This window comes from Pseudarthrobacter sp. 10T415 (assembly GCF_056394175.1).
Window position 1 is genome coordinate 25,986 of record NZ_JBFTHJ010000005.1, and the last position, 25,414, is coordinate 51,399.

Genomic DNA, 25,414 nt, shown 5'->3' on the forward strand with positions numbered 1-25,414 from the left:
CATACGTCGGATGGTGCGGCAGGCAGCGTGCCGCCGGCTGCGGAGATCAGGCGGAGGTGGTGGCCACCTCTGCCTGCCGTTCCTCCACGAGGGTGGACACGGCGTTGAAGAGCGGGTGGTCCGGTTCCAGGCCGGTGATCCTGGCGGTGGCGTCCGCCGCACTGCCCGACGCGAGGATGCCGGCCAGTTCGGTGGCCTCGGCGTCGGCGGGATCAGTGAACCGCAGCGCCGCTGAGATGGCTCCGAGCAGGGCCTCGGGCACCACGCCGCGTTCGGCCAGCTCGGCCGCGGGGCCGATGAACCGCTCGTTCCGGCTGAGCTTGCGCAGCGGGGCGCGGCCCACCCGGTTCACGGTGTCCGGCAGGTGCGGGTTGGTGAACCGGACCAGGATCTTCTGGACGTAGGCTTCCTGCTCGTCGTTGCTGAACCCGTGCTTGGCCACCAGGAGCTGCTTGGTTTCCTCCAGCACTGCCCGCACGTCTTCCGCCACGTCCTGGTCCGCCATGGCGTCGGAAATCTTTTCGATTCCGGCTTCGAAACCCAGGTAAGCGGCCGAGGCGTGGCCGGTGTTCACCGTGAACAGCTTGCGCTCAATGTAGGGCGCGAGTTCGTCCACGAAGGTGGCACCGGGGATCTCCGGCTCCGATCCGGCGAAGGCCGTCCGGTCGATGACCCACTCGTAAAAGGATTCCACGGTGACGTCCAGGCCCTGCCCGGCCTCCTGGTTGGGCACGATCCGGTCCACGGCGGTGTTGGCGAACACTGCTTGGCCGTCCAGCGCCCCGCCGGCGGCCTCCGGGCGGGAGGCCACCTCCCGGGCCAGGATGTCCGTGGCGTTGATGGCGTTCTCGCAGGCCATGACCTGCAGCGGCGCCATCCCGGCCCCGCGCGCGGCAATGCCCCGTGCGATCACCGGTGCCACGAACTTCAGGATGTGCGGCCCCACCGCTGTGGTGACGATGTCCGCCGTCGCGATTTCCGTGATGAGTTCCGCTTCCTGGGTGTTCGAATTCAGGGCGCGGAAGTTGTCAACGGTCTGCACGGCGGGGTTCTCCCCCACTTCATGGACGGCGTAGCTGTCCGCCGCCGCCAGCTGGGCAATGAGCGCGTCGGCGACGTCGGCGAACACCACCTCGTAGCCGGCGTTGTGCAGGAGAAGCCCCACGAAGCCGCGGCCGATGTTGCCGGCACCAAAATGTACAGCCTTCACTATGCGTTGACCTTCCCGAAGAGCTCCAGGACTTCATCCACGGAGCTGGCCGCCTCAAGGCGGGCCACCTGCTCCTTGTTGGTAAAGACCTTGGCAATGGAGGACAGGATGTGCAGGTGTTCGTTGTTGACGCCGGCGACGCCCACCACAAATTTGACCTCCTTGCCGTTCCAGTCGATGCCCTGCGGGTAGCGGATCACCGAGACTGCCGACTTCCGGATGTGGTCCTTGGCGGCGTTGGTGCCGTGCGGGATGGCCAGGAAGCTGCCCATGTAGGTGGACACGGATTCCTCACGCTCGTGCATGGCGTCGATGTAGCCCTGGTCCACCGCGCCGCGGGCCAGCAGGAGCCGGCCGGCTTCGTCGATGGCGGCGTCGCGCGTGGTGGCTGTTCCGGTCAGGATGACGCTTTCACGGGCCAGGATCTCTGCCCCTCCCGCGGCCGGGGCGTCGGCGGCGTGCGCACCCTGGCCTGCGGCTGCACCAGCCGCGGCGCCAACTCCTGCACCGCCCGCTGCGGCGGCACCGCCGGAAGTTCCGGCACCCGCCTCGGCCGTGGCGCCGGCGTCGGCCGATCCGCCTTCGGTGTTGCTCTCCCGGACCAGGTCAACGATCTCGTCGTAGCGCGGGCTGTTCATGAAGTTGTCCACCGAGAAGTGCGCGGCGCTGGACGTAGCGGGCTTGGCCCGCTCGGTGAGGTCCTGGTGCGTGACCACAACGTCGTACGTGTCGCTGAGGTTGGCGATTGCCGAGTTGGTGACCTTGACATCCGGGAAACCGGCGGCCTTGATCTTGTTGCGGAGCACGGAGGCGCCCATCGCGCTGGAGCCCATGCCGGCGTCGCATGCGAACACGATGTTCTTGATGGGACCGGCCATCACGGCGGTTCCCACACCACCCGCACCGGTCAGGTGGGAGGACACAGAGCTCTTCTTGCCCTTCATCTCCTCCATGCGAGAGGTTGCGGCGTTGAGGTCGCCTTCGTCGCTGTGCTTGGTGGTCTTCATGATCACCGAGGCCACCAGGAAGGACGCGGCCGTGGCGAGCAGGACCGCGAGGATCACCCCGAGGTAGCTGTCACGGGACGTCTGGGCGAGTACGGCGAAGATGGAACCCGGCGCTGCCGGTGCAACAAGGCCGGCACCGGTGACCGCCAGGGTGGCGATGCCGGTCATGCCGCCGGCGATGGCAGCCAGGACGAGCAGCGGGCGCATCAGGACGTACGGGAAGTAGATCTCGTGGATGCCGCCGAGGAAGTGGATGATTGCGGCACCCGGGGCAGAGGCCTTGGCCGCGCCCTTGCCGAAGAACATGTACGCCAGCAGGATGCCCAGGCCCGGGCCGGGGTTGGCTTCGAGCAGGAAGAGGATGGACTTGCCCTGCTCCAGCGACTGCTGGACGCCCAGCGGGGTGAGCACGCCGTGGTTGATGGCGTTGTTCAGGAAGAGGATCTTGGCGGGCTCAATGAAGATGCTGGTGAGCGGCAGCAGGCCGTTGTTGACCAGGAACTGCACCACATTTCCGGCACCGGCGCTGAACGCTGAAACCACCGGAGCCACCGCATAGAAGCCCAGCATGGCGAGCAGGCCGCCCCAGATACCGGCGGAGAAGTTGTTGACCAGCATCTCGAAGCCGGGCCGGATCTTGCCGTCCCAGAGCGAATCGATCTTCTTCATGGTCCAGCCGCCCAGCGGGCCCATGATCATGGCGCCGATGAACATCGGGATGCCGGCGCCCACAATTACGCCCATGGTGCCGATGGCGCCCACCACGCCGCCGCGGACGTCGTAGACCATCTTGCCGCCGGTGTAACCGATCAGCAGCGGCAGCAGGTAGGTGATCATCGGCCCCACGAGGCCGAGGTTCGGCTTCCCGTCGGTTTCACCGAAGCCGCCAAGCTGGGGAACCGGCAGCCAGCCCTTTTCGATGAAGAGGGCCGTGATGATGCCCCAGGCGATGAAGGCGCCGATGTTGGGCATGATCATTCCGGACAGGAACGTCCCGAATTTCTGGACGTGTACCCGAGCGCTGGTACGTGGCTTTGCAACTGTTTCTGTTGCCATGTGATTTCCTAACCGTTCGTCCTGCTGCTCCGCAGGATGGTCCGATACTGACGACGACGTACTGCTGGTGGAACCGGGTGGGGCAGGTTGGTGCCGGCCTAGCCGGCGGGAGTGGTGGAGATCCGGTGCAGCCACTCGAGGAAGAGCTTGAGCTCGGAGCTCGAGAGCTGGTCTGAGTGCGAGGCCTGAAGTGCGGCGTTCAGGGCAATCGCTGCCACCACCACCGAAGACTTTCCGGCGTTGCCCGGGGCCGCACCACTGGCGGGCTCGGCGGATACCGCAAAGATCATGGCATCCCGGGTCATGGTGGACAGTTCAAGGTTCCGGTCCGGGGCGGGCTCCGCAATCAGCATCAGCGTCACACCCACGTTGGCCGCCAGGATGGACCTGGCCGCTTCCCTGGGCTGGACGTTGAGCTGGCCCGCCACCGCGGCCTTATTCAGCATCTCCTCCATCAGCGCCTCAGCATCGGCAACGATGGCGGGGCGGCTTTCCGGACGGATGTTGCCGAACATCACCAGGTACAGCTCAGGCTGGTTAAGCCCGAACTGCACGTGGTTGTCCCACATTCTCCGGATGTCCTCGAGAGGCTGCCCGGAGGGGGCGAAATCCCTTTCGCCTGCGACATATTCTTCGAATCCTGCAGCCACCACGGCGTCGAAAAGGCCTTCCTTGTCGCCGAAGTGGTGGTACAGGGTGGGTGCAGATACCCCTGCCAGCTGCGTGATCTGGCGGGTGGAGACCGGCGCTCCCGCGGATTTTGCCAGCAGCTCCGCCGCTGCACGGAGCAGCCGCATTTTGGGGGGAAGCTGGCCATCCAAACTCATAACCGCTACCCTAGCACCTATAGCGTTGCTATATGAACTGAATCACATACAATTTTTTCAGGCTCGTTTCCATCTCCTGACGTGACGCGTTGCGGCGGTGCGGAGGTGTTCCGGCATGGCGCCGGAACTGCTTGGCGGGCCTGGCTACCGGCAGAGAATGAGGACCTTCAGTGCAGAACTTCCCAGGAGTAGGCGTCAGTCCAGGCCGCGTCATCGGCACCGTGCGGCAGATGCCCAAACCGATCAGCGAACCCCCCGCCGGTGACCAGCTGGCGCCGGGTACCACCGCCGAGGAAGCCACCGCAGCACTGAAGGCGGCCTCGCAGGCCGTGCATGACGAACTGAAGGCGCGCGCGGCGCACGCCAGCGGTGACGGCAAGGCCGTCCTGGAGGCCACGGCGCTGATGGCCAAGGACACCATGCTGATTAAGGGCGCCGCCAAGCTGGTGGCCCGGGGCACGTCCGCCGAGCGGGCCATCTGGGAATCGGGATCCTCCGTTTCGGAGATGCTGCATAACCTGGGCGGCTACATGGCTGAGCGCGCCACCGACGTCCTGGACGTGCGGGCCCGCATCGTGGCCGAGCTCCGCGGCGTGGCAGCGCCCGGCATTCCCGCGTCCGAGAATCCCTTCGTCCTGGTGGCAGACGACCTCGCCCCGGCCGATACCGCCACCCTGGACCCAAACAAGGTCCTCGCCCTGGTGACGTCCGGCGGCGGCCCGCAGTCGCACACCGCCATCATCGCCCGCTCGCTCGGCCTTCCCGCCGTCGTGGCCGCCGTCGGGGTGGACCACATCGCTGACGGAACCGAGGTCTACGTGGACGGCGCCGCCGGCTCCGTCACGTCCGAGCCGGACGGGTCCCTGCGCGAGGCCGCGGAAAACTGGGCCGCAACGGCGTCGCTGCTGGCGGAGTTCACCGGCACGGGCGCGACGGCGGACGGCCACCAGGTCCCGCTGCTCGCCAACGTGGGCGGCGGCAAGGACGCGGTGGCTGCCGCGAAGCTGGGCGCCCAGGGCGTTGGCCTGTTCCGCACCGAGTTCTGCTTCCTGGAGCGCGACACCGAGCCCTCCGTGGAAGAACAGGCCGCAGCGTACAAGAGCGTCTTCGATGCTTTCCCCGGCAAGAAGGTGGTGCTGCGCACGCTGGATGCCGGCGCCGACAAGCCGCTGCCGTTCCTGACTGACTCCACCGAGCCCAACCCCGCCCTCGGCGTCCGCGGCTACCGCACCGATTTCACCACCCCGGGGGTGCTGGACCGGCAACTGGAGGCCATCGCCCTGGCCGCCAACGCGTCCGAGGCGGACGTGTGGGTGATGGCACCGATGATTTCCACGGCCGAAGAGGCAGCCCGCTTTGCCTCGATGTGCGCGGATGCCGGCCTGCAGACCCCCGGCGTGATGGTGGAGGTCCCCTCGGCCGCCCTGACCGCCGAGGCCATCCTCCGCGAGGTGGGCTTTGCCAGCCTGGGCACCAACGACCTCACCCAGTACGCCATGGCAGCGGACCGCCAGCTCGGTCCCCTGGCCAACCTGAACACCCCGTGGCAGCCGGCCGTCCTGCGCCTGGTGGGCCTGACGGTGGAAGGCTCCCGGGCCGAAGGCAACAGCAAGCCCGTAGGCGTCTGCGGCGAGGCGGCGGCGGACCCCGCCCTGGCCGTCGTCCTGACCGGCCTGGGCGTGAACACACTGTCCATGACCGCCCGCTCCCTCGCCGCCGTCGCCGCCGTCCTCAAGACCGTGACCCTCCAGGAAGCCCAGGAACTGGCCAAGCTGGCGCTCTCCGCCCCGAGCGCCTCGGAGGCCCGCGACCGGGTGCGGGAGAAGCTGCCCGTGCTGGCGGAACTGGGCCTGTAACCAGCCCCGCCAGCCCGGCAAACCTGCCCTACGGCAGGGCCGTCACCAGCACATCCTGGTACGCGGCCCTGCCGTCGAACACGTTGACGCCCACCCGTCCGGCGGCCAGGGGCGCCGTGTCTGCCACGTCGATCAGCTGCGTCCCGTCCACTGCCACCGTGATCCGGTTGCCACTGACGGCGGCGTCCAGGGCGTAGCTGACCCCGTGGCCCAGGTTCGAGGGCACACTGGCCAAAACGGTGAACACGCCGCCGGACAGCTTGAACACCCGCACCACGCGCAAGTTCGGGTCCAGGTTCACGTAGTAGGCGGTGGACCCGTCGGCCGAGGACCGAAGCAGCACCGAGCCGGCACCGCCGTACCCCTTTTCGGGGGCCAGGTCCCGGTTCAGGAGCTCACCCGCGAAGGGCTCGCCGCCGAACCTGACGGTGGCCTGCACCCGGACGTTGCCGTAGGTGGCAGGGCCCATGGCGGTGGAGTCCTTGTCGAACGTGCCGGCCAGGCCTGCGCCCGTGCCCTCCCAGCGTCCGCCCGGAACCACCGCGTAGGCGCCCAGGTTGTGCCGGGCGTTGCCGGCGGCCGGCGGAAGGATGGCCGACGGCGGAGCACCGGTCAGGCGCGCGGTGTCGCCGAGCTGGTGTACTTTGACGGACACCAGCCGGGCAGTGCCTCCGGCAGCCGTGAAGGACAGCCCTGTGGAGGACGGGTCCGGGAAGACCAGCGAGGTGATGGCAGCCGTGCCGTCACCGCCGAACACCTCCACAGAGGACGCGTCCACCAGGATCCGGACCTTCATGCGACGCTCAGTGCCCACCACGGTGGAACTCCACGGGGCCGTGGCATTGTCCGCGGCCGAACCTGCGAAGTAGCGGGTGAAGTCCCTGCGCCCGGCGGCACCGCGGTCCACCGTGAGGGCGGCAGCACCGGCGTCGTACGTCACCAGTGTCTGCTGCGCGCCGGTGGAGCCGTTCCCTTTCCGGACCCCGAACGCGAAGGACGCGGCCCCGCCCGACAACGGGATCCCCACCTCGGCTTCCAGTTCGAACGAACGCCCGGAGGCGGCGGCCAGCGGGTTGCCGGAGGTTGGCGAGACCGCTACGTCCGAGGCCTGCCACGTGGAGGTCCGCAGCGACTCTTCCTCCACCACCGGGGACTGCGTCAGCCTCAGCCCGGCACCCGGCACGTCCACCAGCCTGACCTCGCGGGGCACTGACAGCTGCCCGTTCCACCGGCCCGTGGGCGGGCTGAAGGCGTAATCCCAGTTGCTCATCCAGCCGATCATGATCCGCCGGCCGTCCGGGGTGCCGTAGAAGCTCATGGCCGCGTAGTAATCGCGGCCATGGTCCGCCTGCAGCACCGTGGCGGCGGGGGTGTCGGGGGTGAAGGCTGTGCCGTTCCACGTTCCCGTCACGTACTGTGCCGCCGAGCCGTTGGTTGCCCGGACGGCGCCCGTGCTCCACCACAGTACCCAGCGCTTCACCCCGGGCTGCCCCTCCACGGGCAGTTCGAAGAAGTCCGGGCATTCCCACACCCCGCCGCGGACCCAGCTGCCGTAGCCGAAGGTGCTGGCGAAGGTCCAGTGGAGCAGGTCTGTGGAGGAATAGAAGCGGAGGTGGTCCCCGCCTGCCACCACCATGATCCATTTACCGGACGCTTCATCGCGGGTGACTTTGGGGTCGCGGAAGTCCCAGCCGCCGTCCGCGCCGCCCGGGTTCTCCACCACCGGCGCGGCCTGGACGGTCTGCCAGCTGCGGCCCTTGTCCTTGCTGTACGCGGCGCGGACGGACTGGTTTCCGTTCGGGGTGTCGTGGTTGAAGCTCGTGTAGTAGGCGATCAGCCCGGAGCCGCCGCCGAAGAGCCCGCTGGCGTCGGTGGCATCCACCACCGCCGAGCCGGACCAGGACTCCCCTGCGGCCATGTGCGGCAGGGCGATGGGCAGTTGCTTCCAGTGCAGCAGGTCGGTGCTGACCGCGTGCGCCCAGCGGCCGCGGTCCTGGTGGAAGAGGTGGTACTCGCCATCGAAGAACACCAGGCCGTTGGGGTCGGAGCTGTTTCCGGAGTTCTGCGTGTAGTGGAAGCCCGGCTGGTAGAGGCCGTTCAGGTACTGGTCCACTGCATCTCCACGGACATTCTGGAACCAGGCGGTGCCGGTGGCAAGGAGCGCGAACCCGGAACCGGAGGCGCTCGGAACCGTGCCGTTCAGGACGGAGGTCCCGTTGATGAGGACGGACGCTTCCGTTCCCCGGGCCGTGAACTGGACGCGGTTGAGCTGCCCGGCCTTGAAGCTGGTGGCGGGCAGGCTGCCGCTGTGCAGGAGTGTGGACCCTGCCCGGTTGTACAGCTTCGCCGTGCCGGCGCCGGGGTCGATCCGCAGTTCGAGGCCGCCGGAGCCGTCGGCACCGCTGCGGACCACCACCGAGGCCGTTGCCGGGGAGGTGACGGTCAGGTCCAGGGAGGCGACGACGTCGGACGCCACAGCCGGGATGAACCTCGCCGCGGTGCCGCCCGCCGGTGCGGCGCGGAGGCCGGCGGCATCGGGTTCCCACAAGCCGGACACCGTGCGCCAGCCCTGGAGGGAGCTCTCCAGGCCGCGGAGGGTCATGCTTTGGAACGCGGCGGTTCCGTTGTAGGAGCCGAGCCCGATGTGGCCCGCGCCGGCCGTGGAGTCGGTGGCCGTCATGGCAGGCGTGGCGCCGTTGGGGTCCAGGAAGTCCGTTTGCCAGTAGACGGCCAGCTCGCTGCCAACGGCGGTGACCCGCAGGCGGTAGACCTGGTTGACCGTGATGGCCGCGGGAAAGGTGCCCAGCGTGGCGTTGTCGGAAACCCGGTAGAGGCGCAGCCTGCCCGCGTTGGGGTCCACTTCGGCGGCGTACCCGGTGGTCCCGGCGGCATTGGTCCGGAAGAGGACAGTTCCCACGCCGTAGGGGGACGCCACCTGGATGTCGGTGGAGAAATCGACGTCGGTGGGTGACTGACCGGTGGCGATGGCGCGGATGTTGGCGTTTGCCGGAGCGGCGCCACGGAATCCGGTGGCCGTGGCGGACCAGCCCTCACCGGCACTCCAGCCGGAGACATTCGCATCGATGGTCCGGACCCCGGGGGTTCCGAAGGCAACGGTTCCGTTGAACGCGTGGAGCCCCACGCGGCCGGATCCGTAGCGGTAGTCCGTGGCGTCGATCCTGGAGGTCCCGTCCACGGCGACGTAGATCCGCGGCCCGTCAACGTGGACGTCCACGTTGTAGGGCTGTCCCGTGTTCAGCGCGAGGGCCACCGGGGCCACCACGTCCTGGCCGGTGGCGAGGTCGAACAGCCGCACCCGGTCCAGGTTGGGATCGATGGTGGCTGCGTAGCCGGCGCCGGCGTCCGGGGTTGCCCGGAACACCAGGGCACCCACACCGTAGGGGCTTCCGGAATCGACCGTCACGCTGGCCGTGTAGCGGGCAGTGCCCGCGATGACTTGTTCGCTGGTGGCGGCCGCGTTCTGCCCGGAGGGGGCGACGGCGGTGTACCCGCCCTGGGCCGTCCGGGTCCACGTGCCGCTGGTGCCGGCGACGTCCGGGATGGGGCTGGTGGTGCTGTTGAGGGTGACGGGCGCGGTGCCGAGGGCCGCCGCCGGAGCAGCGGCCCCCGTTCCCGCGAGGCCGGCACCAAGGACCGCTGCCGTGAGGCCCGCGGCTAGTCTCTTGTGCATGCAGATCGCCTTTGATCTCGGAGGTGGGTTTGGGGCTACGGGAAGAGGGTGCGGCCACCTCCCGAAATGTCGGCCATCGTCCAGGCATCGAAGGCGTTCAGGCGCACGGCTCCCGCCGTTGAGAGGGTGACGAGGCCGCCGCCGCGGGTGGGGTAGACGCGGGCGGTGAGCGGCTTGCCGTTGGCGAAGACCTCGACGGCGGACCGGTCCACCAGGACGCGCAGGTGCACCTGACCGCCGGTCATCGGGAGGGGTCCGGACCTGTCCTCCACATCCACTGACGAGTCCAGGGAACTGCGGGTGCGGTCGAGGCGGAGGGTTCCTTCGGTGTCACCGGCAGTGCGTGCGGGACGGGACACTTCGATGACGGTGTCCTCCGCGCCGTCGCCCGATCCCAGCACGCCCAGCCGCAGCATGGCACCCGGTGCCAGGTGGATGTCCAGTTCCAGGTCCAGCTGGTTGCCCCGGACTCCGGTATCCAGGGTCCCGGTCAGTACCCTGCCCGGCAGGCTGGTGTGGTTGCCGCGCAGCTTTTCAAGTTCGGGGACCGGCGCGAACCGCAGCGTTCCGTCTTCCGCCAGTGTGGTGATCCGCGGCAGGCTCATCACGCCGGACCAGCCGGCTTCCACCATTGCGGCATCCGTGCGGCCTTCCTGGAGCCAGCCGAACATGATGCGCCGGCCGGCGTCGTCGAGGAAGGACTGCGGCGCGTAAAAGTACCTGCCGCCGTAGTCCAGGCGGTGTAGCGCGGCCGGCTCGAAGGAGTCCCCGGAGTACCGGCCCGTCCAGTACAGCGGATGGCGCGTGTCGCCGTCGTTCCAGGCGGAGAAGACCAGCACGTCGGGTGAGCCGTCCGCGGGTTCGGTACCCAGGGTGCCGGTACCGGCGCGGAACAGATCCACGCATTCCCACATGGTGCCGGTCCAGTCCGTGCCCTCAGGGTCACCTTGTGAGGCATCGCCAATGAAGAGCGGACCCACGTAATCCCAGGAGCGCAGGTCCGCCGACTCGTACAGGAACGCCGTTCCGCCGCGGCCGCGGACACCCGATCCCACCAGCTGCCGCCACCTGTTGCCTTCGCGCCACACGCAGTGGTCACGGTAGGCGGTGATGTCCACGCCGACCGGCGGGGCTGCGATGACGGGGTTCTCCGGGGCTTTGGTCCAGGTGGACAGGTCCGGGGAGCCCACGGCGACGCACGGAAGTTCGCGTTCCCCGAGCCTGCCCGAATAGACCAGGGTGGGCGTGCCGGCGTCGTTCACCAGCACGCCGGACCAGCAGCCGTCGGCGTCCGGCCCCGGCGAAGGTTCCAGGGCCACGGGCAGGTCGGTCCAGGTGACCAGGTCAGTGCTGGTGGCGTGCCCCCATTGAATGCGGTGGTGGAAGGCGCCCTCAGGGTTGTACTGGTAGAAGAGGTGGTACAGGCCGTCCCACTGGGCCACGCCGTTGGGATCGTTGAGCCACCCGGCGGGCGAGACGAAATGGAAGCGGGGCCGCAGCGGATCGGCTTCGGCGCGGGCAACCAGCTCGCCGCGCGGGACGGTGGCGAGCGGGTGGGTCAGTTCAGTCATGCCGAAGCCTTCCGGGGATTGTTCGACGCCGGTGGGCCGGCGTGCGCGGAGGTCCCCGCATGTGCGGATGGGCCGGCTGCCGGGTCTGCAGCGAGGGCGTGGCCGCCGGCGCCGGCACGCGGGCGGTAAAGGTGGCAGCGGACCCAGTGCCGGTTGCCGGGCTCGCCCACCTGGTGCCGGACGGGCTGGTCGGCTGAGCAAGGCTGGTCCGGGTCGCCGTCGAACGCGCAGCTGGTGGAAGCCATCACGGCCTGCCGCAGTTCGGCCCGCCGGACGGGATCGTAGGAACCGGCACGGGCCGGATCCGGAACGGCGGAAACCAGGAGCTGTGTGTAGGGGTGGGCCGGATTGGCCAGCAGGTCCAGGGACTCGCCCTCCTCCACGAGTTCGCCGGCGAACATCACGGCCGTGCGGTCCGCGAGGTAGCGGGCCGAGGCGAGGTCGTGGGTGATGTAGAGCATCGAGATGCCCTGCTCGTCCCGGAGCCTGCGCATCAGGTTGAGCACGCCGATCCGGACGGAGACGTCCAGCATGGAGGTTGGTTCATCCGCGAGGATCACCTGCGGTTCCACGGCGAGCGCCCGGGCGATGGCGACGCGCTGGCGCTGGCCGCCGGAGAGCTCGTGAGGGTAGGAATCCAGCATGTCCGCCTGCAGCCCCACGGTGTCCATGAGCTGTTCGAGGCGGGCCTGGGTTTCCGTTTCCGAACGTCCGCCCTTCCCGTGGATCGCCAGGGAACGCCGCAGGAAATGGCCGATCCTGTGTGCCGGGTTCAGCGACCCGAAGGGGTCCTGGAACACCATCTGCAGCTGGGAGCGGAACGCCCGCGAGGCCTGGAAGCGGTCCCGTTTGAGGACGTCGGTACCGTCAAGCAGGATGGAGCCTTCGCTGGGACGCTCAAGGCGGGCAACACAGCGGGCCAGGGTGCTCTTGCCGGAACCGGATTCGCCCACCAGCGCAACGATTTCGCCGCGGCCGATGGCCAGGTCCACACCGTGGAGGGCCCGCACCGAGTCTCTCGAGAACAATCCGCCGATGGGGAAGGACTTGCCCAGGCCGCGGACCTCCAGTGCGGGGGTATCCGTCCGGGCGGGGCCTGGGCTGGTGGGGCCCGAACCGGTGGTGGTGGAAAGCGTTGAATGGCTCATCGGATGGCTCCTTCCAGGGCTGCCGCTTCATCCCCGGTGGCGTGGGCTCCGTGCGCGATGGACAGGTCGTCGGCACCGAACGGCGCCACGAGGTGGCCGGGCGCCACCTCGGCGAGGTCCGGAATGTTCCGGAACTTCACGCCGTCGGGCAATCCCGAAAGTGGAACCCGCGGACCGGTGAGCGGCGGGAACGCGCCCATCAGCGCCTGCGTGTAGGGGTGGCGGGGATCCGCGTAGACGTCGTGGGCCCTGGCGGTTTCCACGATGCGCCCGCCGTACATCACTGCCATCCGGTGCGACAGTTCCACCATGAGGGACATGTCGTGGGTGATGAACAGGACGGAGAAGCCGAGCTCGCGCTGGAGTTCCTTGATCTGGGCCATGATCTCCTGCTGCACCACCACGTCCAGGGCGGTGGTGGGCTCATCCAGGATCAGGAGGGAAGGCTTGAGCGCCACGGCCATGGCAATGACGGCGCGTTGCCGCATCCCGCCGGAGAGCTGGTGCGGGTAGGACTTCAGCCGTGCGGGGTCGATCCGGACCAGCTCCAGCAACTCGCCCGCCCGCCGCAGCGATTCCCTGCGGGACAGCCCGGCGTGGGTGGTGAAGATGTCCACGATCTGCTCGCCGATGGTCAGCACCGGGTTGAGCGAGTTCATGGCTGACTGAAACACCATGGCCACGTCCTGCCAGCGAAAGCGCCGCAGTTCCTCGGGGCTCATGGCCAGGACATCCCTGCCGCCGAAGGAGATGCTGCCGCCGGCGATCTTCGCGGGGTCCTTGAGCAGGCGCATGATCGAGTTGGCGATGGTGGACTTGCCGCAGCCGGACTCGCCCGCCAGGCCGAAGACCTCGCCGGTGCCGATGTTGAAGGAAACACGGTCCACGGCGGTGGTGGAGCGGGTATCGCCGATGTACTTCACGGTGAGGTCCTGCACGTCCAGGACAGGTTCGTGGGACCCGAAGGAGGTCTGGGAGACGGTCACTTCGCGGCGCTCCTTTCGGTAGTGGCAGGGGTTTCAACCGTGGCCGGCTTGGGGGCTTTGATTTTCCGCAGGCGGGGGTTGGTGACCTCGTCCACGGCGTAATTGATGAGGGCCAGCGCGAAGGCCACCAGGGCGATGCACACGCCCGACGGCACGAAGACCCACCAGCTTCCGGTGAGCAGCGCGCCCTCGTTGCCGGCCCAGAAGAGGTTGTTGCCCCACGAGACGGTACTGACATCGCCCAGGCCCAGGAACTCAAGGCCCGCCTGGGCGCCGATTCCGTAGATCACGCAGGCCAGCAGGGTGCCCATCACGATCGAGGCCATGTTGGGCAGGATTTCCCGGAACATGATCCGGCCCGCCCGTTCGCCGGACACCACCGCCGCGGCCACAAAGTCCTTGGACCGGATGGACAGGGCCTGGCTGCGCAGGACGCGCGCCGATCCTGCCCAACCGGTGACGATGAGCACCAGGATCACCGTTCCCAGGCCCGGCGGGAGGAACGCGGCGAGGATGACGAGCAGCGGCAGCCCGGGAAGGAGGAGGAAGACGTTGGTTACCAGGGACAGCGCCTCATCGATGAACCGGCCGAAGTAGGCCGAGGCCAGGCCCACCAGGATGCCGATGAACGTGGAGGCGAAGCCCACCGTGAGGCCTACCAGCAGCGAACTCCGGGCGCCGTGCACGGTCAGTGCCAGCACGTCCTGTCCCTTCGCAGTGGTGCCCAGCCAGTGGTCGGCATCCGGTTCCAGGGAGGCCATCGCGGTGATCCGGGAGGGATCGCCGGGGAACAGTACGGGGGCCAGCAGGGCCAGCCCGATGAAGACGGCCATGACGGCCATGCCCACCAGGGCCTTCTTGTTGGTGGCCAGCCCGTGGATGAAGCTGCGGTTGGGTTTGGTTTTGGGTTTCGCGGCAGGGGTCTTACCGGCCGTGGTGCCGGGTTGCTGGAGGATTGCGGTTGCCATGATGGGTCCTTTGTCTGCGGCCGGTCAGTTGCTGCGCACGCGGGGGTCGAGGCGGACGTACAGGATGTCCACCAGGAAGTTCGCCAGCAGCACGGCGGCGGTGATGGTCAGGAACAGGCCCTGCATGAGCGGGTAGTCCAGGCCCTGGACGGCGTTGAGGAGCTGGTAGCCCACGCCGGGGTAGGCGAACACCACTTCGGTGAGCAGCGCCCCTCCCACCACGAAGCCCAGTCCCATGCCGAAGCTGGTCACGGACGGCAGCATGGCGTTGCGGGCCGCGTACCGGAGCATGATGCGGCCCGGGCGCAGGCCCTTGGCCTCGGCCATGGTGATGTAGTCCTCCGAGTTGGTGGCGATCATGGTGTTCCGCATGCCCAGCATCCAGCCGCCGATGGACACCAGCACGATGGTCAGCGCCGGGAGCACGAGGTGCGCGCCGACGTCGCCGATGAACTCCCAGGTGAACGCGGGCTCCAGGCCGGCCGTGAACGCGTGCCGGATGGGGAACCAGCCCAGCACCACGCCGAACAGGTAGAGGGCGCCCATGGCCAGCCAGAAGTAGGGGAACGATCCGATGAACACCAGCACGGGAGGCAGCGCCGAATCGATCGCGCCGCCGCGCCGCCACGCCGCCACGATGCCCAGCAGGTTACCCACGACGGCGGCAATCACCAGGGCGGTTCCGCCCAGCAGGAGGGTCCAGCCGATCTGGGACGAGATGACCTCCGTGACCGGCGCCGGGAAGCGCGAGATGGAGACGCCCATCTGGCCGGTGAAGATGTTCTGCAGGTAGCCGGCGTACTGCTCCCACAGGGGCCGGTCATCCACACCCAGGAGCCTGCGCAGCGCCTCGATCTGTTCGGGCTGCATTCTGTCCTGGGAGCGGGCGAACATGCGGGAAACGGGGTCCCCCGGCATGAAGCGCGGGAGCAGGAAATTCAGGGTGATGGATGCCCAGAAGGCGACCAGGTAGAAACCCAGCCGGCGCAGGATGAAGCGCACGGGTTCCCTCCAATTCGGGAGTGGTGAAAGGTGTGGGGGCTGGCCGCCGGAGATTCCGGCGGCCAGCGGTGGAACTCTTGCGGATGGACTACTTGCGCGGTTCCAGGGAGGTCAGCACCAGCACCGTGGTGGGTGCGCGGACCGAGAGGGTGGCGTAGGGGTTGTCCTGGGTGGGCCAGCCGGTGAACCGGGTGTCATTGAAGGCGCCCCATTCCGGGCCGGAGAAGAGCGGCACCAGCGGCGCGGCGTCGCTGTACTCCTGCTGGAGCTTGTTGGCGATGTCCTTCTGCTTGGACTGGTCCGATTCCGCTGCGAACTGGGCCAGCAGGGCGTCCGCCTTCGTGTCGCCGAAGCGGTGGTAGTTGTCGAACGTCTTGGTTCCCACGGGCTTCACGGTTGCCGAGCCCATGGCGGTGTTGAAGTACTTGTACGGGCTGGGGTCGTTGGCGCTCCAGACGATGCCTGAATCAAAGGTGCCCGTTTCGTAGCCGGCCACCACGGCGGCCCAGTCGGGCGAGTCCACCTTGGCGGTCACGCCTACCTCGGCCAGGTTCTGGGCGATCACGTTGGCGACGGACAGCCAGTCGGAGGAGGAGGCCCCCACGGAAATCTTGAACTCGAACGGGGAGCCGTCCTTGAGGGTGCGCTTGCCGTCCGCGCCCTTGGCGTAGCCGGCCTTGTCCAGGAGCTCGTTGGCCTTCTGCACATCGTGGTTGGTCCAGGTGCAGTTGTCCTTGACGGCGCTGTTTTTCCAGGTTTCGTAGTTGCCGGACAGGCCTGTGCAGTCTCCCGGCTGGGCGTAGCCGCTCATGCCGATTTTGGTGACCTGGTCCCGGTCAACGGCCATGCTCAGTGCCTTGCGGACGTCAACGTCGTTGAACGGCGCCTTGGTGGTGTTGAGCTGCCAGTTGATCATGGCCCCCGTGGGCGGGAACCAGTACTGGCGGTGGTCCTTGTCCTTGGAGACGAACGTCTTTTCGATGTTGGGGATGTACTGCGGCGCCCAGTCCACATCACCGTTGGCCGCCGCGAGGTTGGCACCGTCGTTGCCGGCGAAGGCGAGCATCTTGATGCCGGCGATCTTCTGTTTCTCCGGCTGCCAGTAGTTGGGGTTCTTCTTCAGCACGAAGGACTGCGCCTGGAAGCTGTCCACCTCGGTGTAGGGCCCGGTTCCGACCGGCTTGGCGTTTGCTTCCTTTTCGGGGTCGGCGAGCGTGGACCAGATGTGCTTGGGCAGGATGGTGAGCTGGCCGACGTCGTACAGCGCCGGGGACCATGGCTTGTTGAAGTTGAAGGTGACCTTGTTGCCTTCGGCGGTGACGCCGTCGAGGTACTCGAAGCCGCCCTTGATCTTTTTCTGCAACTCGAAGGTGTAGGCCACGTCGTCGGCAACCAGCGGCTGCCCGTCGGACCACTTCACGCCGTCACGCAGCGTGAACGTGACGGATTTGCCGTCGTCGGCGGCCTTCCACTCGGTGGCGAGCCACGGCACCGTGTCTCCGTTGGCCGGGTTGAAGATCAGCAGCGATTCGTAGATGGCCTGCTGGACCATGGGGTTCACGGTGGGGGCGAACGGGTTGAAGTTCTGCACGAACGTGCCCATGTCTTCCCGCGGGATGGTGAGCAGCGCACTCGCGTTGGAGCCGGCGTCGTTGCTGTTGGCCTTGTTGACGTTGGCCGCGCAGCCGGTCAGCAGCATCGCTCCCACGGCCAGGCCCGCGGCCGTGATCCGGGCAGCCCTGAAGAATCGGGGTTGTGTCATGATGGTTATCTCTTTCCTGTCTTCATCAGCGAGGTGAAGGGTGGGTTAGGGGTTTTGCTCTTCGGAACTTGATTTCGCGGTCAGACCGAAGAGCGTTCTAGCAGCGGACAGTCGACCAGTTGCTGGTCGGCAATGATCGGCTGTCCTGCTGTAAGAGCGGCGAGCGTCTGGACTCCCAGGGCGCCCATTTTTTCGAACGGCAACGCAACGGTGGTCAGTTTGGGCCGCAGGTAGGCCGCAATCAGTTCCTGGTTGTCGAAGCCGATCACGGCGATGTCTCCGGGGATGGTCAGGCCCCGTTCCTTGATGGCGTCATAGGCGCCCATCGCCATGCGGTCATTGAGGCAGAACAGTGCCGTTGGCCTGCGCTCCCCCTCGTACCTGTCCAGGATCCGGCCGGCGGCCTCGTAGCCGCCGTCGGCCGTCGCGTAGCCGGACACCACCAGTTCCGGGTCCAGGTCCAGTCCGGCGGCGGCCAGTGCTTCGCGTGCACCTTCCAACCGCCCCACTGCAGCAGGGATCACCGGGTCAAGGTTGATGACTCCTATCCGGGTGTGGCCGGCCTGGAGCAATCGTTCGACGGCGACCCGGCCACCCGCACGCTCGTCAGGGACGATCGAGGGCAACTTTCCGTCAGCGTCGAAGCAGTTGATCAGGACAGTGGGTACTTCATTGGCGCTGGCCGGTACGTGGACGCCCCGGTGGAAGGTGGCTGCGTACAGAAGTCCTTCCACGCGTTGTTCCAACAGCTTCTCCGTTGCAGCATCTTCCAGGCCCTGGTTGGGTCCTACTGCATCGGCCTGGTCGGAGGGCGCGATGAGCAGGAACCGGCGGTCAAGCCAGGCCTGGTCCTGGGCACCTTTGATGATGTCGACGGCGAACGGGGCCGTGACGATCTCGGTGACAATGCCGTACCAGCCACTGCGCTGGGATGCCAGTGCACGGGCACCGGCGTTGGGCCGGTAGCCCAACTCCTGGACGGCCTCGTTGATCCGGGTGCGGGTTTCCTCGGAGATGCTGGCGTTTTCGCGGTTGCTCAGGACGAACGAAACTGCGGTCCGGGAGACGCCGGCGTGCTTGGCGACGTCATTCATGGTGACGCCCCGCTGCCGCACGGAGGCGGCTTGGTGGGGTGTGGTGCTTTTCGCCATTGAATGCTCCGGGTCTTCGTCGACTGGGCCATGCCAGCTTCTGCGTGGTGAGGTGTTTCCTGTCCCGCGGCCGCCTTGTGGGTAACGCGCGTTACTTGGATCGTGTGATTGAGGTTACGCGCGTTACTAACTCCGTGTCAACGGCTTCTTTTGGCCGTGCCCGCACTTCCCGTTACGACGGTTCCGCGCACCGGCGACGTGCGCGGATATCTGGCCCGCAGGGAACGGGCGGAGCGGGGCGTTAGGCTTCCTGTATGGCACTGATAGCCCCCCGCGTGACCGCCGGACTGCCCGCCGATGATGCCGGCGGCCTCGCCCGCGCCCTCCGGGACAGCAACGACATCACCGTATTCGTGGACGGCACTGTCCACCGGCTGCCCGCCCAGGCGAGGGACGCCGTCGTGGACCTCCTGGCGCGGCTCAGCCGCGGCGAGGCGGTGACCGTGAGCAGCGTCGAGGAAATGCTGACCACCTCCCGCGCCGCCGAACTGGCAGGCATTTCCCACACCTACCTGCGCAACATGACGGACCGCGGCGAAATCCCGGTGGAATACCGGGGCACCCACCGGCGGATCCGGCAGAGCGCCATCCTGGCCTGGCTGGAGACCCAGCGGCGGAAGGAACGCGAGGCCGCGGCGGACGGCGGCACACATGCAGCCGGAACGAACGATGCGGGTTCAGACGGCGTGGTTGCGGGCAGCGCGGTGACGGAGAGCGCCGGCGGTTCCGGTGCTGCCGACGGCGGCGCGGGGCTCCGATGACGGTCCGCCTGCGGTCCTCGGCGGTGGAAGCCCGCGGCCTGTCCGGCCGGATCCTCTGGGCGGACGGCACCCCGCCGCCTTCGCCGGGCGCAGTGCCGGGCGATGCGGGGCCGGCGTATGTCCTGGTCCACGGAATCGGCGTCTCGCACCGGTACCTTCGGCGGCTGCACCAGGTGCTGGCCGCCACTACCCCCACCTATTCACTGGACCTGCCCGGATTCGGCGGAACGCCCCGGCCCGGCCAGCAGGTGTCCGCCGAGGAGTACGGCGCCTTCATCGGCGAGGCCCTGGCATCCAGCGGCATCGAATCCTATATTTTGGTGGGCCATTCGATGGGCGCCCAGTTCACCATCGAGGCCACCCATCACGCCCCGGACCGCGTGCAGCAGCTGGTGCTGATGGGCCCCGTGGTTGATGAACGGCACCGGACGGTCCCCCGCCAGAGCGTCGCCCTGTTCCTGGATGCCCTCCTGCGGGAGAGTGCGTCGTCCAACTGGGCCGTCCTCAGTGACTATTTCCGCTGCGGCCCGCGCTGGTACTTCACCGAACTGCCCGTCATGATGAACTACCGCACCGAGGAACGGCTGGCCGGTATCGACCTGCCTGTCCTGGTGCTGCGCGGCGGCCAGGACCAGGTTGCCGGCCCCGAGTGGTCACGGCGCCTGGCTGCCACGGCGAGGCACGGGCACTTCGCGGAAATCCCGGGAGCGGGACATGTGGCCCAGCACCTCCGGCCGCAGCAGGTGGCCGAGGCGATCAGGTCCTTCGTGACGGCAACATCGGGCCGGGCCCGCCGCTAGATCCTCGGCCGGCCAGCCCACCGGCGCATCTTCAGGGCGGCGTGAAGCTCCAGACGGGGCAGCCCCTTTAGCGGATCCACGCCCAGCAGTTGGCGGATCCTGCCCAGCCGGTTGTAGATGCTGCTCCGGTGCAGATGGAGCTTCGTGGCCACGTCCTGGACCGAACCGTCGTTGTCGTAGAGGAGCTCCAGCACCGGAATGAGTTCGCCGTTCCGGTCATGGTCTTCGAGCATCCGGAAGTACACGGACCCCGAGTCGGCCCAGGCCCCGACGCCGCCTCCGGCGGATGCCAGCAGCTGGTACACGCCGGTGGACCTGCAGTCCACCAGCTCACCCAGTTGGGAGTCGACGGCGGCCGCTTGGGCTGCGAGTTTCGACTGCCGGTACGCCTCGCCCAGTTGGCGGGTGCGGGTGAACCCTTCGCTGATGCCGAGGATGATGCGGTGCACCGGCCGGCCGGACCGCTTGGCCAGCTCCAGCTGGTAATGCACCAGGACCTGCGCATGGTTGGCCCGGCCGGACAGCTCGCGGAACAGCACCACCGAGTGGGTCTCCGTACCGGCACTGAACAGCGCCGCGTCCACGCCCACGGTGGCCTGCAGCGCGGTGGACCGGTGGATCAGGGTGGATGCGATGGGGTCCGGACCGCTGGCCCAGCCGTCGGCATCCAGCACGGTGACCATCTGCCACGGGCCGCGGCCCTGGACTTCCTTCCAGCCGGCAACTGCGGCCACGGCGTTCGGTTCGCCGGCGCAGGCGGACAGGAACTCGCGTTCGCGGCCGCGCCGGAACTCCGACTCGGCCGTATTGGAATCCAGCAGGAGCCCGGACAGCAGCTCCAGCTCATGGTTGACCGCCGGCAACTGGGTGAGGATCGCCGTCGGGCTCTCCTCCGCCGAGTCCTGCTGCACCCAGAGATAACCCACGCGGAAGCCGCGCACCATCAGCGGCACACAGACGCGGCCCAGCATGCCCAGGTCCGGATTGGCCGGCACCACCACGGGCCGCACGGCAGTGGCGATGCCCTGCGAGAGCTGCCACGCGCTCACGTCCGCCGGCACCTTCTTGCTGAGCAGGAAGTTCACGCGCACTCGGTCCGCATGGGACTGGTTGGAGCTGTAGGCAAGGAGCAGGCCGTCCAGGTCTTCCAGCGAAAGGCCGCGGCCCAGCTTCTGCGCCACTTGCTCCACGAGCTGTTCCACACCCTGCTGCTGCATGCGCCAACATTACTGCCCGGCAGCCCGTGGGCACGAACGGACAACAGGCGACACCTGACGCCCCCACCCTCGACAAATGTCTACCCGAGACGGATGGATTTCCCGGAATTCCGGGGATCTTGGCGGCAGCCCATTCCGCCGCCAATGTCGGCTGGCTCACAGCGGATTTATCGTGGAAACACGAAATCCTTCCGCACTTTCCGGCTTATCCGCCGAGAACCTGGAGCCCACGATGATCATCGGTGTCCCCAAAGAAATCAAGAACAACGAGTTCCGCGTCGCCATCACCGCCGCCGGCGTGCACGAATTCCGCACCCACGGCCACTCGGTGCTGGTGGAACGCGGCGCGGGCCTGGGCTCCGGCATCACCGATGAGGAATACGCCATTGCCGGCGCCGAGATCGTCACCGAGGCCGATGACGTCTGGTCCCGCGCGGACATGGTCATGAAGGTCAAGGAACCCGTCAAGGCCGAGTACCACCGGTTCCGCAAGGGCCTGATCCTCTTCACGTACCTGCACCTGGCCGCCGAGCCCGAACTGACCCAGGAACTGATCAACTCCGGCGTCACCGCCATCGCCTACGAGACCGTCCAGGAGGGCCGCACCCTCCCGCTGCTCGCCCCCATGTCAGAGGTTGCCGGCCGGCTGTCCGTCCAGGTGGGCGCGTCCTCCCTGATGGCCCCCGCCGGCGGCAAAGGCGTCCTGCTGGGCGGCGTTCCCGGCGTCCGCCCCGCCAAGGTTGTTGTCCTCGGCGCAGGCGTGGCCGGCACCAACGCCGCCGCCATGGCCCTGGGCCTGGGCGCCGACGTCACCATCCTGGACATCAACATCAACCGCCTCCGCGAACTGGACGCCCAGTACCAGGGCCGGCTGAAGACCGTGGCCTCCAACGCCTACGAGATCGAAAAGTCCGTAGTGGATGCAGACCTGGTGATTGGTTCCGTCCTGATCCCCGGCGCCAAGGCCCCCAAGCTGGTCACCAACGATCTCGTGGCCCGGATGAAGCCCGGCTCGGTACTGGTGGACATCGCCGTGGACCAGGGTGGCTGCTTCGAGGACACCCACCCCACCACGCACCAGGAACCCACCTACAAGGTGCACAACACCATCTTCTACTGCGTGGCCAACATGCCGGGTGCGGTGCCGAACACCTCCACCTACGCCCTGACCAACGTCACCCTGCGCTACGCCGTGTCCCTCGCGAACCTGGGCGTCAAGGCTGCTTTCGACCGCGACCCCGCCCTCGCCGCAGGCCTCAACATCGCCGCCGGCCACGTGGCACACCACTCCGTGTCCGAGGCACACAACCTGCCCCTTGTTTCCGACTGGCACGAGCTCGTTTCGGCCTAGGCCTAACTCGTCGTTTTGCGCAGGACGACACGCATCCTCTGCGGGCTGGCTCCTTCGTCGCCTCTGACGCCCGCTGCCGGATGCCTGTCGTCCTGCGTTGCCGTTTAAGTCCTGCCGCCGACGAGCTCCCGCGCTTTTTCTATGATTCTTAGGACCTCCACCGCGTCCTCTGGGTTTACCGGGAGGGGCAGGGGTGACTCTGTTCCGCCGTCGAGGATCTTGTCCGCCAGGAGGCGGTAGAACTCGGGGTAGTTGCCCCGTTCGGTGGGGAGCCGGTCCAGGTGGCCGTCGCGCCCCAGGACGCCTGCCCAATCGGGCGCCTCCACGCCGTACTCCTGGTCCAGGGGGCTGCCGCCGGCCACGATGAACGGTTCCTGCGGGTCCACGCCGTGCTTGGTGAAGCCACCCACGGAGCCCAGCACGCGGAACCGCGGGGCCTGCTGCGCGCACAACATGTTCATGCTGAGGTGGCTGAGCACCCCCGAGTGGTGGCGGAGCACCAGGAAGACGTCGTCGTCGGCCCGCTCGTCGGAGCGGCGGGCCTGCAGCTCGGCGTGGGCTACGTCGGCCGGGCCGAAGAGCTGGATGGCTTGGTCGATCAGGTGGCTGCCGAGGTCGAAAAGTGCGCCGCCGCCGTCGGACGCTGTTGCCCTGGCCTTCCAGGCCTTGGCGATCGACGGCGTCCACCGCTCGAAGCGGGACTCGAAGCGCAGCACCGTGCCCAGCGCCTCGGCGGCCAGCAGCTTTTGCAGGGTGAGGTAGTCGCCGTCCCAGCGCCGGTTGTGGAACACCGTCAGGGTCCGGCCCAGGTCCCGGGCCAGCGAGACCAGCTCCTCCCCTTCTTCGCTGGAGATGACGAACGGCTTGTCCACCACCACGTCCAGCCCGGCCTCCAGGGCCGCCTTGGCCAGCGGGTAGTGGGTTGCCGGCGGCGTGCCCAGGACCACGAGGTCCAGGCTGTCCGCCCGCTCGAGGACGGCGCGCCCGTCCGGCACGGTCCGCACGCCCGGGTAGCGGCCCGTCGCCGCCGCCTGCCGGTCTGCGTTTGAGGTGGCCACGATATCCAGCGAATACCTGCTGTCCGCGTCCAGCAGGGGCGCGTGGAAGACGCTGCCGGAGAGTCCGAAGCCGACGACGGCGGTACGGATGGTGCGTGGCTCAGCTTCAGTTCCGGTCATGCAACCAACGCTACTCCGGAGCGCCCTCCTGCACCTTTTAAACCAAAAGCCCTCCCACTGTCCGCCGCCGAAGCGGAGGAACAGTGGGAGGGCTTTTGGAACGCTATCCGCAGAATGCGGGAAAGCGCCTAAAAGGTGTTACTTCTTTTCCCAGCCGAGGGTGGTCCAGTCCGGAACCTGGGACAGGCTCTGGAACAATGACGGGCCGTAGTTGGCCAGGCCGGCGCGAACGAAGGAGATCTGCGGGCCGTTCATGACCACGCCCATGGAGAAGTACTTCGCCATGTGCTCCTTTTCGACCTCCATGGCCGCCTTGTTGCGCTCTGCGTTGTCCTCGATGGAGGCGAGGTCCGCGATCTTCTTGTCCAGTTCGGCGTCGCCCAGCTGGTTCTCGTTGGTCTTGGAGTCGTAGTACTGCTTCACGGCATCTGTGGCGTCCGGGCCTACGGTGTAGCCCGAGACGCTCATGTCGAAGTCGCGGCCGCCGATGACCTTGCCGAAGTCGGCAGAAGCTCGCTGGTCGATGCCAACGTCCATGCCACCGGCCTGAAGCTGCTTCTGCAGGGTCTGCGTGAAGGCAAGGGTGGTGGGGTCGTCACCGAAGTTGCTGATCTTGAAAGCGGCAGGCTTGCCGTCCTTCTCCATGACACCACTGGCGTTGGCCGTGTAGCCGGCGTCGGTCAGGACCTTCTTGGCGGCGTCCGGACCGGTTTCCTTCACCGGGTAGTTGTCCTGGTAGTACTCAGAGAACGGCAGGAGCATCATGGAGCCGGAGCTCGGCTCTTCCCAGTTCAGGCCGTTGAAGCGGACCTTGCGGAGCGCTTCGCGGTCGACGGCGGCGAAGATGGCTTTGCGGACGGCGACGTCAGTGATCTTCTGGGCGTTGATGTTCATGCCGCCGGCGAAGAGGCGCTGGCCGCGGCGGACATCGGAGTCCTTGGTGCCTTCCAGCTGCTTGTAAAGGGCGATGGTGTTGGCGGACATCGCGTCGATTTCGCCGTTCTTGAACGCGGCGATCTGGGCGCTGGTCTCAAGCTGGCGGAAGGTGACGTTGGCCAGGACCGGCTTCTTGCCCCACCACTTGTCGTTGGGGACCATGGTGACGGTCTTCGCCGCGGGGTCATACTGGTCCAGCTTGAACGGTCCGGCCATCCACTCGGCGTGCATGTTGCCGTTGAAGCCTTCGTTGAACACCTCCGGGCTGTTCACGGCCGGGTGGATCAGGCCGAAGAAGAGCGAGTCAATGGGGTAGACCGGCTGCGTGGTCTTGACGATGACTTCCTTGTCGCTGCTGCCGGCCTCAACCGACTCGACGAACTGGTAGGCGCCGGAGCTGACGATGTCGTAGCCGTTGTCCGGGCTCTTGAGGATGTTCCAGGTGTTCTGGAACGCCTTCACGTCGATGGGGGTGCCGTCGTTGTAGGTGGCCTTGTCATTGACCTTGATGGTGATGGTCTGCTTGCCGTCCTTGACCTCGCTGTCCACAGACTCGCAGAAGTCAGTGTTGGGCGTGACCTTTCCGGTGAAGTCGACCTTCCAGCAGCCACCCATGCCGCCGCTGTTCATGGCGACCGGGTTGATGGGGACCTGCAGGGCGGAGTTGTCCGCGCTGTTGCCGTTGTTGGAGAAGCCATTGAAGTCCGGGCCGATGTTGCCCAGCGGAAGGGTGACCTTGCCGCCCTGCTCAAGATCGGCTGCCGGCTTCTCGTTGATGCTGATCAGCTTGGACAGGTCGCTGCCTGCCTCCTGCCCCTTGGCTGTCTCCGGCCCCGTGGAGCCGCCACTGCCGCAGGCGGTCAGCGCCAGAGCCGCAGCAATGGCTGCAGCTCCGCCGATCCTGTTCAGATTCCTCATGGTTTTCCCTTCATTGAT

At 67.5% G+C, this 25,414-nt stretch carries 17 protein-coding genes and 1 pseudogene; 4 read left to right on the forward strand and 14 right to left on the reverse strand.

The window, feature by feature from the left end:
• Nucleotides 1-46 precede the first annotated feature (46 nt).
• The 3 genes from AC1DBN_RS09020 to AC1DBN_RS09030 form a co-directional block, all read right to left on the reverse strand.
• Nucleotides 47-1,210 (reverse strand): mannitol-1-phosphate 5-dehydrogenase, encoded by a 1,164-nt coding sequence (locus AC1DBN_RS09020; protein ID WP_091716712.1) that lies wholly within the window; start codon nt 1,208-1,210, stop codon nt 47-49.
• The gene (locus AC1DBN_RS09025; RefSeq protein WP_091716714.1) at nt 1,210-3,273 is read right to left on the reverse strand and encodes a PTS mannitol transporter subunit IICBA; all 2,064 of its coding nucleotides are present in this window, start codon (nt 3,271-3,273) and stop codon (nt 1,210-1,212) included. Before AC1DBN_RS09025 ends, AC1DBN_RS09020 begins: the two co-directional genes overlap by 1 nt.
• 98 nt (nt 3,274-3,371) lie before the next feature.
• A complete protein-coding gene (locus AC1DBN_RS09030; protein ID WP_314212917.1) occupies nt 3,372-4,100 on the reverse strand; it encodes a TetR/AcrR family transcriptional regulator in 729 nt (242 codons plus the stop codon).
• 170 nt (nt 4,101-4,270) lie between these two features.
• On the opposite strand from AC1DBN_RS09030, the gene ptsP reads away from it, so the two are divergent.
• The gene (gene ptsP, locus AC1DBN_RS09035) at nt 4,271-5,956 is read left to right on the forward strand and encodes a phosphoenolpyruvate--protein phosphotransferase (protein WP_091716718.1); all 1,686 of its coding nucleotides are present in this window, start codon (nt 4,271-4,273) and stop codon (nt 5,954-5,956) included.
• A 28-nt stretch (nt 5,957-5,984) separates the two neighbouring features.
• On the opposite strand, the gene AC1DBN_RS09040 is transcribed toward ptsP, so the two are convergent.
• The 8 genes from AC1DBN_RS09040 to AC1DBN_RS09075 all read right to left on the reverse strand — a co-directional run bounded on the left by AC1DBN_RS09040 (nt 5,985) and on the right by AC1DBN_RS09075 (nt 18,235).
• Nucleotides 5,985-9,647 (reverse strand): glycoside hydrolase family 32 protein, encoded by a 3,663-nt coding sequence (locus AC1DBN_RS09040; protein WP_477723039.1) that lies wholly within the window; start codon nt 9,645-9,647, stop codon nt 5,985-5,987.
• Nucleotides 9,648-9,682: 35 nt separating this feature from the next.
• A complete protein-coding gene (locus AC1DBN_RS09045) occupies nt 9,683-11,218 on the reverse strand; it encodes a glycoside hydrolase family 32 protein (RefSeq protein WP_314212910.1) in 1,536 nt (511 codons plus the stop codon).
• Complete coding sequence (locus AC1DBN_RS09050; RefSeq protein WP_477723040.1) at nt 11,215-12,366, reverse strand: ATP-binding cassette domain-containing protein; 1,152 nt, start codon at nt 12,364-12,366, stop codon at nt 11,215-11,217. Before AC1DBN_RS09050 ends, AC1DBN_RS09045 begins: the two co-directional genes overlap by 4 nt.
• The gene (locus tag AC1DBN_RS09055; protein WP_314212906.1) at nt 12,363-13,352 is read right to left on the reverse strand and encodes an ABC transporter ATP-binding protein; all 990 of its coding nucleotides are present in this window, start codon (nt 13,350-13,352) and stop codon (nt 12,363-12,365) included. Before AC1DBN_RS09055 ends, AC1DBN_RS09050 begins: the two co-directional genes overlap by 4 nt.
• Nucleotides 13,349-14,320 (reverse strand): ABC transporter permease, encoded by a 972-nt coding sequence (locus AC1DBN_RS09060; protein ID WP_091716727.1) that lies wholly within the window; start codon nt 14,318-14,320, stop codon nt 13,349-13,351. The genes AC1DBN_RS09055 and AC1DBN_RS09060 overlap by 4 nt, the downstream gene beginning before the upstream one ends.
• A 24-nt stretch (nt 14,321-14,344) precedes the next feature.
• The gene (locus AC1DBN_RS09065) at nt 14,345-15,322 is read right to left on the reverse strand and encodes an ABC transporter permease (RefSeq protein WP_091716729.1); all 978 of its coding nucleotides are present in this window, start codon (nt 15,320-15,322) and stop codon (nt 14,345-14,347) included.
• A gap of 88 nt (nt 15,323-15,410) precedes the next feature.
• Nucleotides 15,411-17,084 carry an ABC transporter substrate-binding protein gene (locus AC1DBN_RS09070; RefSeq protein WP_091716730.1) on the reverse strand — a complete coding sequence of 558 codons (1,674 nt, stop codon included), beginning with the start codon at nt 17,082-17,084 and terminating at the stop codon, nt 15,411-15,413.
• 80 nt (nt 17,085-17,164) lie between these two features.
• Complete coding sequence (locus AC1DBN_RS09075) at nt 17,165-18,235, reverse strand: LacI family DNA-binding transcriptional regulator (protein ID WP_477723041.1); 1,071 nt, start codon at nt 18,233-18,235, stop codon at nt 17,165-17,167.
• A 254-nt stretch (nt 18,236-18,489) separates the two neighbouring features.
• Between AC1DBN_RS09075 and AC1DBN_RS09080 the strand changes: the two are divergent.
• Together AC1DBN_RS09080 and AC1DBN_RS09085 are read left to right on the forward strand one after the other, a co-directional pair.
• Nucleotides 18,490-18,879 (forward strand): annotated as a pseudogene (locus AC1DBN_RS09080) (helix-turn-helix domain-containing protein); the annotation flags it as partial.
• A 113-nt stretch (nt 18,880-18,992) separates the two neighbouring features.
• Entirely contained in the window at nt 18,993-19,796 is an 804-nt protein-coding gene (locus AC1DBN_RS09085; protein WP_477723042.1) for an alpha/beta fold hydrolase, read from the forward strand.
• Here the strand turns inward: AC1DBN_RS09085 and AC1DBN_RS09090 are convergent.
• Nucleotides 19,793-21,013, reverse strand: a complete 1,221-nt coding sequence (locus AC1DBN_RS09090; RefSeq protein WP_091716739.1) for a PucR family transcriptional regulator — start codon at nt 21,011-21,013, stop codon at nt 19,793-19,795. The two genes, AC1DBN_RS09085 and AC1DBN_RS09090, sit on opposite strands and share 4 nt — an antisense overlap.
• Before the next feature lie 232 nt (nt 21,014-21,245).
• Between AC1DBN_RS09090 and ald the strand changes: the two genes are divergently transcribed.
• The gene (gene ald / locus AC1DBN_RS09095; protein ID WP_015938949.1) at nt 21,246-22,364 is read left to right on the forward strand and encodes an alanine dehydrogenase; all 1,119 of its coding nucleotides are present in this window, start codon (nt 21,246-21,248) and stop codon (nt 22,362-22,364) included.
• Between the two features lie 104 nt (nt 22,365-22,468).
• Here the strand turns inward: ald and AC1DBN_RS09100 are convergent, their stop codons facing one another.
• Together AC1DBN_RS09100 and AC1DBN_RS09105 are read right to left on the reverse strand one after the other, a co-directional pair.
• Nucleotides 22,469-23,542, reverse strand: a complete 1,074-nt coding sequence (locus tag AC1DBN_RS09100) for a Gfo/Idh/MocA family protein (protein WP_091716740.1) — start codon at nt 23,540-23,542, stop codon at nt 22,469-22,471.
• Nucleotides 23,543-23,680: 138 nt separating this feature from the next.
• Nucleotides 23,681-25,396 (reverse strand): ABC transporter family substrate-binding protein, encoded by a 1,716-nt coding sequence (locus AC1DBN_RS09105; RefSeq protein WP_091716742.1) that lies wholly within the window; start codon nt 25,394-25,396, stop codon nt 23,681-23,683.
• Nucleotides 25,397-25,414: the final 18 nt, after the last annotated feature.

What these genes read in the sequence shown, in the direction of transcription:
- AC1DBN_RS09105 (WP_091716742.1), bottom strand. Translation starts at nt 25,396, where the DNA reads ATGAGGAATCTGAACAGGATCGGCGGAGCTGCAGCCATTGCTGCGGCT.
- AC1DBN_RS09085 (WP_477723042.1), top strand. Translation starts at nt 18,993, where the DNA reads ATGACGGTCCGCCTGCGGTCCTCGGCGGTGGAAGCCCGCGGCCTGTCC.
- AC1DBN_RS09070 (WP_091716730.1), bottom strand. Translation starts at nt 17,084, where the DNA reads ATGACACAACCCCGATTCTTCAGGGCTGCCCGGATCACGGCCGCGGGC.
- AC1DBN_RS09025 (WP_091716714.1), bottom strand. Translation starts at nt 3,273, where the DNA reads ATGGCAACAGAAACAGTTGCAAAGCCACGTACCAGCGCTCGGGTACAC.
- AC1DBN_RS09040 (WP_477723039.1), bottom strand. Translation starts at nt 9,647, where the DNA reads ATGCACAAGAGACTAGCCGCGGGCCTCACGGCAGCGGTCCTTGGTGCC.
- ald (WP_015938949.1), top strand. Translation starts at nt 21,246, where the DNA reads ATGATCATCGGTGTCCCCAAAGAAATCAAGAACAACGAGTTCCGCGTC.
- AC1DBN_RS09100 (WP_091716740.1), bottom strand. Translation starts at nt 23,542, where the DNA reads ATGACCGGAACTGAAGCTGAGCCACGCACCATCCGTACCGCCGTCGTC.
- AC1DBN_RS09050 (WP_477723040.1), bottom strand. Translation starts at nt 12,366, where the DNA reads ATGAGCCATTCAACGCTTTCCACCACCACCGGTTCGGGCCCCACCAGC.
- AC1DBN_RS09060 (WP_091716727.1), bottom strand. Translation starts at nt 14,320, where the DNA reads ATGGCAACCGCAATCCTCCAGCAACCCGGCACCACGGCCGGTAAGACC.
- AC1DBN_RS09075 (WP_477723041.1), bottom strand. Translation starts at nt 18,235, where the DNA reads ATGGCGAAAAGCACCACACCCCACCAAGCCGCCTCCGTGCGGCAGCGG.
- AC1DBN_RS09030 (WP_314212917.1), bottom strand. Translation starts at nt 4,100, where the DNA reads ATGAGTTTGGATGGCCAGCTTCCCCCCAAAATGCGGCTGCTCCGTGCA.
- AC1DBN_RS09045 (WP_314212910.1), bottom strand. Translation starts at nt 11,218, where the DNA reads ATGACTGAACTGACCCACCCGCTCGCCACCGTCCCGCGCGGCGAGCTG.
- AC1DBN_RS09090 (WP_091716739.1), bottom strand. Translation starts at nt 21,013, where the DNA reads ATGCAGCAGCAGGGTGTGGAACAGCTCGTGGAGCAAGTGGCGCAGAAG.